Source organism: Dactylosporangium fulvum (assembly GCF_025137375.1).
Lineage (GTDB): Bacteria > Actinomycetota > Actinomycetes > Mycobacteriales > Micromonosporaceae > Dactylosporangium > Dactylosporangium fulvum.
In genome coordinates this window covers 662758-676757 of record NZ_CP073720.1, presented here as the reverse complement: position 1 = coordinate 676757, position 14000 = coordinate 662758, and the positions used below count along the sequence as shown (strand labels likewise).

Sequence of the window (14000 nt, the reverse complement as noted above, 5' to 3'; positions counted from 1 at the left end):
GGGCTCAGGAGCGCAGCGCGGGGAGGAGGGTCGACTCGGACCACTCCAGGAAGTCGCGCTGGAAGTCGCCGCCGATCTGGAGCAGCGCGATGTGGGTGCACCCCGCGTCGATGTAGGCGCGGATCGCTTGCAGGTGTCGGTCCGGATCCGGGCCGCAGGGGATCGCCGACGCCACGTCGTCCTCGGTGACGAAGGACGACGCGGCGTCGAAGGCCCGCGGGTCCGGCAACTCCGCCATGACCGGCCACTGGAGGCCGAACCAGCGGAACTGGTCGAGCGCGCGCTTGCGGCACTCCGACTCGTCCGGGCCGTAGCACATCGCGACCTGGCCGTAGAACGGCTTGTCCGGGATGCGCAGCGACCGGTCCGGCTGGACGGCCACGACGCCGTCGGACAGGGACGCGGCCACCTCGAGCGAGTCGTGGCCCGACACCGCCATGACCACCGGGACGCCCTCCTCGGGCCGGTCCCAGAGCTTCGCCTCGGGCACCTCGTAGTACGTGCCGGAGTGGCGGACCGTCTCGCCGTCGAGCAGCGGGTTGATGATCTCCAGCGCCTCGGCGAGCATCTCGTGCCGCTGGGTGCGGTGCGGCCAGGCGCCCGCGACGTGCTCGTTGAGGTTCTCCCCCGCGCCGACGCCGAGCGTGAACCGGCCCTGCGACATGGTCCCGATCGTCGCGGCCTGCTGCGCGACGACGGCCGGGTGGTACCGCCGCGTGGGGCAGGTGACCATCGTCATCAGCTCGAGATCCTGCGTCGCGTAGGCGACGGCGCCGAGCACCGACCAGGCGAACGGTGAGTGCCCCTGCTCGGTCAGCCATGGGGAGAAGTGATCGGAGATCGCCGCGAAGTCGTAGCCGGCCTCCTCCGCACGGACGGCGTTGTCGACGAGTTCGGTGGGTCCGCTCTGTTCGCACATGAGTGTGTAGCCGAAGTTCACCATGCCCGGCGGATACCCCGTGCGGCGCCGGTTACGCCGGACGGTGCTCGCCGCGCGGTGCGGTGCTGGTGGTCTCCACCCCGCTGGGCACGCTGCTCGGCGCGCCGCTCGTGCAGGCCGTCGGCTTCAGGCGACGTCGTCGAGCACGTTGCGATAGGAGCAGAGGCGGCGGGTGTACTCGCGGAGCACGCGGATCGCCTCGTCGATGTCCTCGGTGACCACGTCCGGCAGGTCGACGAGCAGCCGCCGGCCGTCGACGGTCCCATATCCGCTGACCTCGAACCCGCCCTGCCGGACCCAGAGGTCGACGCCCAGGTCGACGGTCGTGCGGTCGTACCGCAGCACGACCCCGACGAGCGCAAACGGTGCCTCACCCGGGCCGATCCGCCCGATGAGCTCCCAGTGGATCGGCCCGTGCGTGGCGGCGACCTGCTGGCCGTACCGCTGGAAATCCTCACAGGCGTCGTTGAGCGCGCCCAGTAGTGTCGCCGCGCCCGCCGATCGTGCGTTCATCTCTTCCTTGCCGGTCGACGCCTTCGGCGCTTGACCTTGCATGTCATCCTCCTCCTGCTGCGCGATAGGCGGCGCCGACCCCCGTCGGGGTGGTGCCGGTGCTGTAGAGGCCGGTATCGCCGGACTTGCTGCTGGGCAGCGAGAACCAGGCGTAGCGCTCGACGAAGGACAGGCCCTGCAGCATCGCCGTGGAGTTCTTGACGAACGTGATCTGCTGGTCCGCCGTCGGATAGACGGTGCCGTTGTCGAAGCGCATCAGGGCGTACTCGGTGAGCCAGATCGGCAGCTTGTAGCGGTTGTAGACGTTCTGGAGATAGCTCTTGAGCTGGTTGGTCGCGGCGGTGGAGAAGTCGCCGCCGTACCAGTGCAGGGCGATGAAGTCGACCCGGTAGCCACGCGCCTTGATACCGCTCATGAACTGGTCGAACCAGCCGCCAGGCGTGTCTGCGCCGTAGGCGGGCGCGGGACTGCCCAGCCGCATGCCGGTCGCCTGGAGCTGCGGCCACAGGTCGAGGGCCTGCTGGACCGACATGTTGGACTGTTCCTTGAGGTCCGGCTCGTTGAAGCCGAGCAGCACCTTGCCGTTGCCCTTCGCCTTGTTGAGGGTGGCGGTGTTGACCGAGGCACCGCCCCAGATCATCGGGACGAACTCGACGCCGGAGATCGCGGCGACGCTCGGGTCGGACGACCAGTTGTAGTACCAGGACGCCTTCACGTCGCGCAGCGCCTGGCCGTTGCCGGAGAAGTTGAAGGTGCTCACCCCCTTCTTGGCGGTCCGCACGGCCGGGGGTGCGGCCGCGACGGTCGTCTTGCTCGGTGACGGCGCGGCACTGGACGGCGGGGGCGGCGAACTGGGCGGTGCCGCGCTCGCGGTCGCCGCCGCCGGCTCGTCCGACGGGCTCTGCGCCGCGGCCACGACCTGGTCGGGCCGGTCGTGGCCCTGCGTGGTCACGTAGACGGCACCCGCCGCGCCGGCGATGGCCACGGTCGCCGCCACGCCGACCATCGCCGGCTTGAGTGCGGCGAACCAGCCGGCGAAGAGGGTCTTGATACCGCCGCCGGCCTTGACCGTGGCCGTGGCGCCGGTCGCGAACGCGCCGGTCTTCGCCGCGGCGGCGCTGAACACGAACGGCACCGGCACCAGCGAGATCCCGGCCAGCAGCCGCTCGGCGGCGACCATGTCGATCCAGGCCCGGTCGCAGCGCTGACAATCGCGGGTGTGCCGGGCCAGCCGCTTACGCCACAGGGCGCTGGGGCGGCCGTCCCAGCTGTTCACGACCGCCTGCAGCTCGGGGCAGCGGGGGCGGGCGGCCAGTGCGCGCACCACCGCGCGGGCCGCGTCGAGCTGGGCCTTCATCCGCTGGATGCGCACCGCCGCGTGCTGGCGGGTGATGTGCAGGGCCTCGACGACCTCCTGGCGGTCGAGCTGCCCGGCGGCCTCCAGCCACCACAGTGACAGCAGCTCACGGTCGTCGTGGTCGAGCCAGCGGGTGGCCTCGGCGACCTCCTGCCGCTGGCCGGACAGGCGCAGCCGGGTGATCGCCAGGTCGGCGAAGTCCGCACCGGGATCGGCGGTGTCGGTCGGGTCGGCCCAGTCGCCGACGAGCGGTGCCTGGACCTGCCGTCGGTGCCGGTCGCGGACCTGGGACATCGCGATCGCGACGGCCCAGGAGCGGAAGCTCTCCGGCTCACGCAGCCGGGGCAACCCATCGACGATGCGTAACATCGTCTCCTGGACGACGTCGTCGACGTCGGCGTGCCCCTGCAACGCGCGCCCGACGATGTTGTAGATCAGCGGCAGGTACTCACCGACCAGAGCATCGAGTGCCCGCTGGTCACCGGCTCGCGCCGCGATCACCGTGGCCGTGCTCATCCGCATCCTCCCGTCGGACCCGTTCAGGGGACTATTCAGGAGACGCGGCCACGCACGGTCAATAACAGGTTCCGGAAAACTACTTTCGGCTACGACCTCGCAACAGCCAGATGCCGAGCACCACCAGACCGACCGTCGCGGCCCAGAGGACCCCCATGAGCAGACCGGTACCGGCGTCGAGCGGTACGTCGAGCTCTGGGTCGCTGTTGTCGGCGACGGCCCAGGTCCACAGGCCGCTGCAGCCGCACGCAATCACCGACAGCATCAGGACAATCACCGCACCGACGAGCCGGCCGGTGCCGATCCGGGGCTGAGCCTGGCCGGCCGGGGCGCCGGTCGACGGCGACGACTGTCCCGGCTGCGGGATCTTCGACGGGTCGCGGGCCGGCAGCCACACCGTGACCGGCGCGACGGCCTCGTCGATCTGCCGGATGACATCCGGCGGTACGTGCTGCACCGTCGGCTCGACACGGACGGTGATGCTGTCGTTGCCGATGAGCTGGCGGCCACCGTCGGGGTACGCGAGGCAGATCGCGCACTCCTGGAACAGCACGGTCGCCGAGTGGTCCCCGTGCCGCAGGCTGACCCCTTCGGCGCCGACGACGAGGTTTTCGTACCTGCGGCCGTCGACCGCCCGCTCCGACGTGGTGGGCGCGGCGACGTATCCGGCCCAGTCGGCGCCGTGCCCGTCCGGCACCTGCAACAGGCCGGTGCCGTACACCTCCAGGAACGCCGAGTGCACGTCCGCGACGGTCACCGCGCGCAACTCGGACCGCAGCTCCTCGACGGGGAGGATCGGCTGGCCGGTGAGCAGGTTGAGCGCGTGGCCGGGCAGCATGCCGACCGCGACGGCCGAGCCGTCGAGCGAGTCCTCCGCCTTGGCCCGCACGGCGTCGAGGTCCGCCTGCTCGATGCGGCCGACCTTGAGCTTGGCCAGCACGTCGACAAACCCGCCGAGCACCGCGCCCGCCTTGCCCGGCGCCGCGTCGGCGAACGCCGTCACCGTGGCGAGGCCGTCGCCGCGCGGATCGTAGGAGGCGCTGGCCGTGTAGGAGTTGCCGTCCTCCTGGCGCAGGCTGCGGAACAGCTCGCGCTCCAGGACCCCGGCGAGCACGCCGCCGGTCACACTGCGGCCCATGATGCCGTCGAAGACGACCGCGTCCCCGTCGCCCAGGAAATACGCGGGTGTGGCCGGCAGTGCCGAGGAGGGCGCGGGCACCGGCCGGCGCGCCCCGTCGCGCAGCGGCAGCCGCAAGCCCTCGGGGAGCCGGCCCCCAGCCACCCACAGCACGGCGTTCTGCCGGGTGAACCAGGTCTCGGCCCAGCGGCGAAGGTCGTCAGGTGCGATCCGGGGCAGGCCCAGCTCGTCGTAACTGACCAGGCCGTAGCCGCGAGCGCCGTACCGCCACAGGGGCAGCCGCTCGTTGACGCCGGCGCCGCGGCCGTTCGCCTCCGCCCGCAGGATGGACCGCTCTGTCTCCAGCCGGTCGAGCGGCGGGTCGAGCAGCGCCGCGCAGACCCCGCCGAGGAAGGCGACGATGTCGTCCTCGCCGCCCTGCATCGTGAAGCTGGTGGCGATGGCGCCGGTCGAGCCGTTGTAGTGGTAGTCGGTGAGCCCGCGGTCGTGCAGAACCAGGTGCTCCAGCAGGTGGGTGATGCCGCGGTACGACAAGGTCTCGTCGACCTGGCCGACGCGGAACGTCAGCCCGGCGATCATCGGACCGTCGTGCGGGACGAGCAGCGCCGGGACGCCGTCGACCTCCAGTTGCCGCATGGTCATGCCCGTGCCGCCTGCAACGTCTTGGACCGCATGGCCGAGAACACGACCTTTTCGTCGCCGAAGTAGTCCCAGAAACCGGTGCCGTGGTCGCCGACGAACCGGAAGTGTTCGGCGGCCGCCCGAAAATCGCCCATCTTGCTGAACACCAGCGCAAACAGGTTGTGGGCGGTGATCGCGTGGTAGCCGTCGCGGCGGAACGCCGAGTGTCGTACCGACCGGTCGGCCGCCTCGTTCAGCTCCGCGCGCACGTCGGACCGCTGCAGGTAGGCGACGAGCTTCCGATCGTCGTCCCAGTCCATGCCGATCTCGATGTGCGCCTCGACGAGCGCCAGCGACGCGAGCGACCCGTCCGGACCGCCGCGCATGCACTCCAGGCCGAACCGGTGCGCCTGCTCGTCCGACCCGCCCCACTTCTGGCACAACTGCTGCACGAGCGAGCCCTGCGCGGCGTAGACGTGGGGCACGTGACGGCTGAGCCGGTCATAGCGGCGACGCGCCTCTGCCAGGCCCAGTTGCAGGCCCCGGTTGGTTTTCAGCCGGGCGACCCAGGCCGGCGCGTTCGCCGGTTCGAGCGCGGTGACGTCGATCAGGAGCCGCTCGGCCCGGCGCAGGTACTCGTGGAAGGTGGCGAACTGCTTGCGGCTGACGTGCTCGGCCCGGGCGGAGGTGCGGACCTCCCAGCCGACCACGATGAGCCGTTCGGCGAGCAGGGTCCGCGCCAGCGTGCCGCCGTCGGAGTCGACGACCGGCTGCAGGAAACGCTCGCTTCCGGAGATCTCGGCGATCAGGGTGGTCGCGTAGGTCCGGTCGTCGGGATCGGTCCGGCCGTCGAAGAACGCCACCACCGCCGGCCAGTTCCGCTCGTTGACCGCCTGCCGCAACTGCCGCAGCTCGGGGAAGGGTCCCGCGAGGTCGAAGTCGATCACGACGCGTGAGCATAGGTGAGCACGACTCGGATCGGTGTCCCCGTTTTCGGCAGTTGGCCTGTGGCGCCTGAGTCAGTCGTGGGGCTGGTGGGGCAGAATGCGTCTCGTGACAACCTCCATTCACCAGCGGATCGCAGAAGAGCTCGGCGTCAAGGAGCGGCAGGTGGCCGCCGCGGTCGACCTGCTCGACGGCGGCGCGACGGTGCCGTTCATCGCGCGGTACCGCAAAGAGGCGACCGAGATGCTCGACGACGCTCAGCTCCGCACGCTGGAGGAGCGGCTGCGATACCTGCGCGAGATGGAGGAGCGCCGGGCCGCGATCCTCGAGTCGATCCGCAGCCAGGGCAAGCTCGACGAGGCGCTCGAGGCGCAGATCATGGCGGCCGATTCGAAGGCCCGCCTGGAGGACATCTACCTGCCGTACAAGCCCAAGCGGCGTACCAAGGCGCAGATCGCCCGCGAGGCGGGGCTGGAGCCGCTCGCCGACGGGCTGCTCGCCGACCCGACCGTCGACCCGCAGGCCGCCGCGGCCGTCTTCGTCGACCCGGAGAAGGGCGTGGCCGACGCCGCCGCCGCGCTCGACGGCGCCCGGGCGATCCTGGTCGAGCGCTTCTCCGAGGACGCCGACCTGATCGGCGAGCTGCGGGAGAAGATGTGGACGCAGGGCCGCCTGGTGTCGAAGGTCCGTGACGGCAAGGAGACCGACGGCGCCAAGTTCTCCGACTACTTCGACTTCAGCGAGCCGTTCACCAAGCTCCCCTCGCACCGGATCCTCGCGATGTTCCGCGGCGAGAAGGAGGAGATGCTCGACCTGGTGCTCGACCCGCTGAGCGCCGACGATGACGTCTCGCTCTTCGAGCCGACGATCGCCTCCCACTACGGCGTTCGCGACGAGGGCCGCCCCGGCGACAAGTGGCTCAACGACACCGTCCGCTGGGCCTGGCGCACCCGCATCCTGGTCCACCTGGGCATCGACCTGCGGATGCGGCTCTGGCAGGCGGCCGAGGAAGAGGCGGTGCGGGTGTTCGCCGCCAACCTGCGTGACCTGCTGCTGGCCGCGCCGGCCGGCACCCGCGCGACGATGGGGCTGGACCCGGGCTTCCGCACCGGGGTCAAGGTCGCGGTCGTCGACGCCACCGGCAAGGTCGTCGACACGCACACGATCTATCCGCACGTGCCGCAGAACAAGTGGAACGAGTCGATCGCGATCCTCGCCGCGCTGTGCCAGAAGCACAACGTCGAGCTGATCGCCATCGGCAACGGCACCGCCTCCCGCGAGACCGACAAGCTCGCCGGCGACCTGCTCAAGCAGTTCCCGCAGCTCAAGGTGACCAAGGTGATGGTGTCGGAGGCCGGCGCGTCGGTGTACTCCGCCTCCGCCTTCGCCTCCCAAGAGCTGCCGGGCCTCGACGTGTCGCTGCGGGGCGCGGTGTCGATCGCCCGCCGCCTCCAGGACCCGCTCGCCGAGCTCGTCAAGATCGACCCGAAGTCCATCGGCGTCGGGCAGTACCAGCACGACCTGTCGGAGTCGAAGCTCAGCCGCTCGCTCGACGCCGTCGTCGAGGACTGTGTCAACGGCGTCGGCGTCGACGTCAACACCGCCTCCGCGCCGCTGCTGACCCGGGTGTCGGGCATCGGCGGCAGCCTCGCCGACGCGATCGTGGCGCACCGCGACGCGCACGGCCCGTTCCGCAACCGCAAGGCGCTCAAGGACGTGGCGCGACTCGGCCCGAAGGCGTTCGAGCAGTGCGCGGGCTTCCTGCGCATCCCCGACGGTGACGACCCGCTCGACGCGTCCTCCGTCCACCCCGAGTCCTACCCGGTCGTCCGCCGCATCCTGGCCGCGACCGACAGCGACGTGAAGTCGCTGATCGGCAACAACCGGGTGCTGACCAGGCTGAAGCCGGCCGACTTCGTCGACGACACGTTCGGCCTGCCGACCGTGACCGACATCCTCAAGGAGCTGGAGAAGCCGGGCCGCGACCCGCGCCCGGCGTTCAAGACCGCGGCCTTCGCCGACGGCGTCGAGAAGATCTCCGACCTCCAGCCGGGCATGCTCCTGGAGGGTGTGGTGACCAACGTGGCCGCCTTCGGCGCGTTCGTCGACGTCGGCGTCCACCAGGACGGCCTGGTCCACGTCTCGGCGCTGTCCCGCACGTTCGTCAAGGACCCGCGCGAGGTCGTGAAGCCGGGTGACATCGTGCGGGTGAAGGTCCTCGACGTCGACATCCCGCGCAAGCGCATCTCGCTGACCCTGCGCCTGGAGGACGAGGCGACCCCGGCCCAGCGCGAGCCCGGTGCCCGGGGTGGCGGCCGTGGCCAGGGCGGCTCGGGCCGTGGCCAGGGCGGCGGCGGCCAGAGTGGCGGCCAGGGCGGCCGGGGCCGCGGCGACTCCCGGGGCGGGCGCCCGCAGCGGGACTCGTTCCAGGGCGGCGCGCTGGCCGACGCGCTGCGCCGGGCCGGCCTCGACAAGGGCCTGGACGGCCTGAAGAAGAAGTAACCCCAGTCCTTCCCGTGTTGATCTTGCAGTTGTGGTTTTGTCAGGCACCACAACTGCAAGATCAACGTGGTCTGAGGCGCCAGATCCGGGCACGCATCGTCTCGGTGTCCTCCAGGGACCGGCGCACCGGCACGTCGTAGGCGGCCAGCTCCTCGAACAGGCGCTCCGGGAAGTAGCCGCGTCCGGGGTCGCCGACCAGCACCGTCCCGCCGTGGGCGCGCAGCAGCGGCAGCAGGCGGCGGGCCACCTCGCCGCTGTAGAACACGTCGCCGGCCAGCAGCACGTCGGCCGGCACGAGGGTCGGCGACGTCTCGACCGGCACGCCGTTCAGCGCGGCGTTGCGCCGCACCGCGGCCAGGGCCGCCGGGTCGGTGTCCACGGCGGTCACCAGCGCCGCGCCGGCCCGGGCCGCGGCGATCGCCACGAGCCCCGAGCCGGCACCCAGGTCGGCGACCGAGCGGCCGGCGACGTGCGCCGGATGGTCGAGCAGGAACCGCGCCAGCGCCACCCCGCCCGGCCAGGCGAAGGACCAGAACGGCGGCGGGGTGTCGCTGCGGTACCCGCCGGTCGCGTCGAACAGGCCCACGTCCTCGGCCGCCAACTCCAGGGTGAGCTCTGGCAGCAGCGGCACGGCCAGGCGTCCTCCGCTGCGCTCCGGACCGGTCATGCGCCCTCCGCTCCGCTCCGGCCGCCCGACCTCCAAACTGAACCCACGATGACCGGCCCCTCCGCTGCGCTCCGGACCGGTCATGCGCCCTCCGCTCCGCTCCGGCCGCCCGACCTCCAGGCTGTGCTCACGATGACCGGCCCCTCCGCTGCGCTCCGGACCGGTCATGGTGACGCCGGCTCCGGGAACCGGTGGATGTTGGCCTCCACCCAGCCCCGCAGGTGCGCCAGCGGGGCGTTGGCGTCGCGGCCGAGCGCGGTCAGCGCGTACTCCACCCGGAGAGGGACCTCCGGGAAGACTTCCCGGGTGATCAACCCGTGCTGCTCGAGCTTGCGAAGGGTCACCGTGAGTACTTTCGGGCTGATGCCCTGCAACCGGCCCCGCAACGCGCCGAACCGCTGAGGGCCGGCCGCGAGCGCACCGAGCGCGAGGGCGCTCCACTTGTTGGCCAGCAGGTCGAGCATGTCGCGGCACGGGCAGCAGGCGGCGTAGACGTCGTCGGGCACGCGGTGACAGTACCCGATGGGAATCAATGACCCTTGCAGGTAACTAGGGGCAGACGAATAGCGTCCAGGTCATGGAGCAGAGCGTGCGAGCCGTCGGCTACCGATCACCGCGCCCGATCAACGATCCGGCCAGCCTCGAAGACGTCGAGCTGCCGACGCCCACGCCGGGCCCGAGGGACCTGCTGGTCCGGGTGGAGGCCGTCTCGGTCAACCCGGTCGACGTCAAGGTCCGTGCCGGCAGCGACCCGGGCGGCGAGATCAAGGTCCTCGGCTACGACGCGGCCGGGGTGGTGAAGGCCGTCGGCAGCGAGGTGACCCTGTTCGACGTGGGTGACGAGGTGTACTACGCCGGCTCGATCGACCGGCCCGGCACCAACGCGCAGCTGCACCTGGTCGACGAGCGGATCGTCGGACACAAACCGCACTCCCTGTCGTTCGCCGAGGCGGCCGCGCTGCCGCTGACCACGATCACCGCGTGGGAGGCGTTGTTCGACCGGTTCCGGCTGGGGCCGGAGAGCACCGGGAAACTGCTCGTCATGGGTGCGGCCGGTGGGGTCGGGTCCATGGTGATCCAGCTGGCGCGGGCGCTGACCGGGCTGACCGTGATCGGCACGGCGTCGCGGCCCGAGTCGCGGAAATGGGCCCTGGACCTGGGCGCGCACCGGGTCGTCGACCACAACGACCTCCCCGAAGGGGTGGATTTTGTGTTCTCGCCGCACACGGCGGGACAGATCGAGAACTATGCGCGGGTCCTCCGTCCGGGTGGAGCGATCACCGCGATCGACGAGCCGGAGGTCCTGGACCTGCTGCCGCTGAAGTCCAAAAGCATCAGCTTCCACTGGGAGTTCATGTTCACCCGGCCGCTGTTCCAGACCCCGGACATGGTGGTGCAGCACGAACTGCTCGACCGGGTGGCGGAACTGGCCGACAAGGGCGTGATCCGCAGCACGATGACGACCCGGCTGGGGCCGATCAACGCCGAGCATCTGCGTCAAGCTCACAAAATGGTGGAAGACCGGCACATGACGGGCAAAGTGGTGGTCGCCGGTTTCTGAGCTCCGGCCAGTAGGGTGGTTGCCGAACTTCCGAAGCCCCCTGGGAAGGACCGCCCCGTGGACTGGCCTCCGTTGCTCCAGTTCAGCGTGCCATTGACGCTGGCCGTGTGGGTCGTGTTCGCGGTTGTCGCCCTGTGGCGTTCCCGTTCCCGGCTGCCCGAGCCGGGCGCGACCCGCACCGAGCCGCCGGGCGACGAGCCGCCGGCGGTGGTCAGCCTGATGGTGAACCGCTGGCGCGCCGACGAGGACGCGATCGACAGCACGCTGCTCGACCTGGCCGCCCGGGGGTTCCTCGAGCTGCGTCAGCCGGGTGAGGATCCCGCCGAGACGACCGTGCGGCTGCGCAAGGGGGACGGGCGCAGCCTCACGCCGTATGAGCAACAGATCCTCGACCGCGTGCACCGGCTGTCCACCAACGGCGAGACGTCGTTGAGCAGCCTGGCGTTCGGCAGCTGGTCGGAGGCTCGCCGGTGGCGCGGCGCCTTCTACCGCGCGGTCATCGAGGAGGCCCGCAACCGCGGCCTGTCCGTGCGTCGGCTGTCACGGAAGACCACGCGCTCGTTGCTGCTGAGCGCCATCGTGCCGGCCGTGCTCATGTGGGTCACCTGGTTCTGGGTGGCCGTGGAGCTCAACGCCAACCTGGCCGACCAGATCAGCGGCGCCACGCTCGCCGCCATCGGGCTCTTCATCGTGCTGTACCTCGTGGTCGACTTCGGCTGGAGCGACCAGACGACACCGGAGGGGCTGGCCTCGATGGAGGGCTGGCTGGCCTACCGCGCGCACCTGGTGGCGGTCGACGGTGTGGCCGACCTGGCGCCGGCCGACATCGCGTCGTGGGGTCGCGACATGGCGTTTGCGTCGGCGCTCGGTGTGCTGTCGACGGACGAGGCGCTGGTCCGTCTCACGCCGCAGGCCCGCCTCCGGGGCCGTCAGGCCTGACCGCGTAACAGCAGGGTGAGAAACTCCGCGTTCGACTGGGTCTTGGCCAGCCGGTCGAGGAGTTGCTCGGTCGACGCCTGACCGTTGAGGGCCTTCCGCAGGCGCTGCACTGCCAGCAGCTCGTCCGGGTGGAGGATGACGTCGTCACGGCGGGTGCTGGAGCCGTCGATGTCGATGGCGGGGAAGACCCGCTTGTCGGCGAGCTTGCGGTCGAGCTTGAGCTCGGCGTTGCCGGTGCCCTTGAACTCCTCGAAGATCACCGTGTCACCGGTCGAGCCGGTCTCCACGAGCGCGGAGGCGATGATCGTCAACGAGCCGCCGTTCTCGATGTTGCGTGCCGCGCCGAGCAGGCGCTTGGGCGGGTAGAGCGCGTTGGCGTCGATGCCGCCGGTCAGGATGCGGCCGGAGGCGGGCGCCGAGTTGTTGTACGCCCGGCCGAGCCGGGTGATCGAGTCGAGCAGCAGGACCACGTCGTGACCCAGCTCCACGAGGCGCTTGGCCCGCTCGACGGCAAGCTCCGCGACCCCGGTGTGCTCGTTGGCCGGCCGGTCGAAGGTCGAGGCGATGACCTCACCCTGCACCGACCGCTGCATCTCGGTGACCTCCTCGGGTCGCTCGTCGACGAGCAGCACCATGAGGTGGCATTCCGGGTTGTTGGTGGTGACGGCGTTGGCGATCGCCTGGAGCACCATGGTCTTGCCGGCCTTCGGCGGCGACACGATGAGTGCCCGCTGGCCCTTGCCGATCGGCATGACCAGGTCGATGAGGCGGGTGGTGAGCTGCCGCGGCCCGGTCTCCAGGCGCAGGCGCTCCTGCGGGAACAGCGCGGTCAGCTTGCTGAACTCGGGCCGGTTGCGGGCCCACTCCGGGTCGCCGCCGTGGACGGTGTCGAGCCGGGTGAGCGTGGCGCCGTTGGCGCTGCCGGTGACGGCGTCGCCGTGCCGCAGCCCGTACTTCCGGACCATGGCGACCGGGATCGAGACGTCGTCGGGGCCGGGAAGGTAGCTGTCGACCCGGAGCACCATCTTGTCGCGGACGACGTCGACGATGCCGGCGACGTCACGCGCCTCGCCCGAGGCGGGCGGCTGAGGCTGGTTGCCCGGGCGGCTGCGGTCGCGGTTGCGTTGAGCCGACCGCGTCCGGCGGGTCTTGCCGGGTGGGGTCTGTTTGGGAGTGTTGCGTTCCAACACATTGGTTGGGGCCATGGGCGTCCTCCTAAGGGACTGTGCGGCCGGAAGAACTAACAGTGGATCGGATCCGCGTGTGACCGGGCGGGCAGTGGCGCTGCGTGTGCGGTGGCCGCTGGCTTCGTGCGAGAGCGTGAGACGCGGTGACGAAGGCCGTCCCCGGGCGGCCAGATTGCCGACATCCGCGGGACTGGCTCGACGGTAACCCGTGCCGAGGTCGGGGGCAAGTCCTACCACCTCCGTGTCGCACGCGGCGCGCGGCGGTCGGGTCCGTTCCGCCGGGGCCTTCCCGTCGGTCGCTACCGTCCGGCAACCGTTCGGAATCCTGGGCCGCACCGCGCCGCCGGTTTTCTTGTGGGTGTCAAGGAGCACACCAACCGGGGGGTTGACATGGACACCACGTTCGACGCGGTCCGGGCCGAGGCGCTGTTCGCCTCCCCGCTCCAGGCCTCGCAGGAGCCCTCGCCGGTAGAGGTGCGGGCCGCGGTGACCACGACGCTGCGCCGCTTCGGTGTGAACGGCTGTGCCGCCCGGGTCGCCGGCGAGTTCGGTGAGCACCCGGAGACCGCCGCCAACCGCATGGCGTGGGCGCTCGGCATGGTACGCGCCGCCTACCAGGATCTCGCCTCCCGTGAGTTCGCGTACGCAGGCTGAGTGTTTCCCATCCGGCCGCTGCGGTAACAGATCAGGTGTGGACCTTCGCCTGACCGTCGACCTGCCGCGTGACCTCGATCGCATGAGCACTCTCCGGCACGTGCTGGACGGTGCCCTCGCGGGCCTCGGCGTCGCCGAACAGCCGCGAGCGGACATCGGCCTGATCATCAGCGAGACCTGGGCCAACGTGATCACTCACGTGCGCGTCGGCGTCGCGTTTCAGGTGCGGGCCACGGTGAATGAAGCACAATGTGTGATTGAGGTCACGAATCCCGGCGACCAGGCTTCTGATGTGGTCAACGCCTTGACCTCCTCCGGACATTCCCTCCGGGTCGTCTCAACGCTGGCGGACTCGGTGGACGTCGACCGCGACGGCCTGCTCGTGAAGGTGACGAAGAAGCTATGAAGAGCGCGAATCGGCATTACGGCGCCCGAACCGCCGCGACATCCCGGCGTGGGG

Annotated in this window: 12 protein-coding genes and 1 pseudogene; 5 read left to right on the top strand and 8 right to left on the bottom strand. The window is 70.8% G+C overall.

From position 1 onward, the window contains the following. Positions 1-4: 4 nt before the first annotated feature. From Dfulv_RS03155 to Dfulv_RS03135, 5 genes are all read right to left on the bottom strand, one after another. A complete protein-coding gene (locus Dfulv_RS03155) occupies positions 5-943 on the bottom strand; it encodes a TIGR03557 family F420-dependent LLM class oxidoreductase (RefSeq protein ID WP_259861100.1) in 939 nt (312 codons plus the stop codon). Positions 944-1066: 123 nt separating this feature from the next. Then, positions 1067-1495, bottom strand: coding sequence for a hypothetical protein (locus tag Dfulv_RS03150; protein ID WP_259861099.1), 429 nt, complete (start codon positions 1493-1495; stop codon positions 1067-1069). Between the two features lies 1 nt (position 1496). Next, a complete protein-coding gene (locus tag Dfulv_RS03145; protein WP_259861098.1) occupies positions 1497-3326 on the bottom strand; it encodes a sigma-70 family RNA polymerase sigma factor in 1830 nt (609 codons plus the stop codon). Between the two features lie 79 nt (positions 3327-3405). Continuing rightward, positions 3406-5106, bottom strand: a complete 1701-nt coding sequence (locus Dfulv_RS03140; RefSeq protein WP_259861097.1) for a peptidase M16 family protein — start codon at positions 5104-5106, stop codon at positions 3406-3408. After that, a complete protein-coding gene (locus tag Dfulv_RS03135; protein WP_259861096.1) occupies positions 5103-6032 on the bottom strand; it encodes a hypothetical protein in 930 nt (309 codons plus the stop codon). The genes Dfulv_RS03140 and Dfulv_RS03135 overlap by 4 nt, the downstream gene beginning before the upstream one ends. A 97-nt stretch (positions 6033-6129) precedes the next feature. On the opposite strand from Dfulv_RS03135, the gene Dfulv_RS03130 reads away from it, so the two are divergent. Next, on the top strand, positions 6130-8532 hold the full coding sequence (locus tag Dfulv_RS03130; RefSeq protein ID WP_259861095.1) for a Tex family protein: 2403 nt from the start codon (positions 6130-6132) through the stop codon (positions 8530-8532). Between the two features lie 61 nt (positions 8533-8593). Here Dfulv_RS03130 and Dfulv_RS03125 read toward each other — a convergent pair whose 3' ends face one another. Both Dfulv_RS03125 and Dfulv_RS03120 read right to left on the bottom strand, forming a co-directional pair. Next, positions 8594-9199: a class I SAM-dependent methyltransferase gene (locus tag Dfulv_RS03125; protein ID WP_259861094.1), complete on the bottom strand. Its 606-nt coding sequence runs from the start codon at positions 9197-9199 to the stop codon at positions 8594-8596. Positions 9200-9363: 164 nt separating this feature from the next. Then, positions 9364-9705 carry a winged helix-turn-helix transcriptional regulator gene (locus Dfulv_RS03120; protein WP_259861093.1) on the bottom strand — a complete coding sequence of 114 codons (342 nt, stop codon included), beginning with the start codon at positions 9703-9705 and terminating at the stop codon, positions 9364-9366. A 71-nt stretch (positions 9706-9776) separates the two neighbouring features. Between Dfulv_RS03120 and Dfulv_RS03115 the strand changes: the two genes are divergently transcribed. Both Dfulv_RS03115 and Dfulv_RS03110 read left to right on the top strand, forming a co-directional pair. After that, complete coding sequence (locus tag Dfulv_RS03115; RefSeq protein WP_259861092.1) at positions 9777-10760, top strand: zinc-binding alcohol dehydrogenase family protein; 984 nt, start codon at positions 9777-9779, stop codon at positions 10758-10760. Positions 10761-10817: 57 nt separating this feature from the next. After that, positions 10818-11699 carry a DUF2207 domain-containing protein gene (locus Dfulv_RS03110; protein ID WP_259861091.1) on the top strand — a complete coding sequence of 294 codons (882 nt, stop codon included), beginning with the start codon at positions 10818-10820 and terminating at the stop codon, positions 11697-11699. On the opposite strand, the pseudogene rho reads toward Dfulv_RS03110, so the two are convergent. Then, positions 11690-12853 (bottom strand): annotated as a pseudogene (gene rho, locus Dfulv_RS03105) (transcription termination factor Rho); the annotation flags it as partial. The gene Dfulv_RS03110 and the pseudogene rho overlap by 10 nt on opposite strands. 423 nt (positions 12854-13276) lie before the next feature. Between rho and Dfulv_RS03100 the strand changes: the two are divergent. Both Dfulv_RS03100 and Dfulv_RS03095 read left to right on the top strand, forming a co-directional pair. Beyond that, complete coding sequence (locus Dfulv_RS03100; protein ID WP_259861090.1) at positions 13277-13540, top strand: hypothetical protein; 264 nt, start codon at positions 13277-13279, stop codon at positions 13538-13540. Between the two features lie 37 nt (positions 13541-13577). Next, positions 13578-13946: an ATP-binding protein gene (locus Dfulv_RS03095; protein ID WP_259861089.1), complete on the top strand. Its 369-nt coding sequence runs from the start codon at positions 13578-13580 to the stop codon at positions 13944-13946. The last annotated feature ends 54 nt before the right edge of the window (positions 13947-14000 follow it).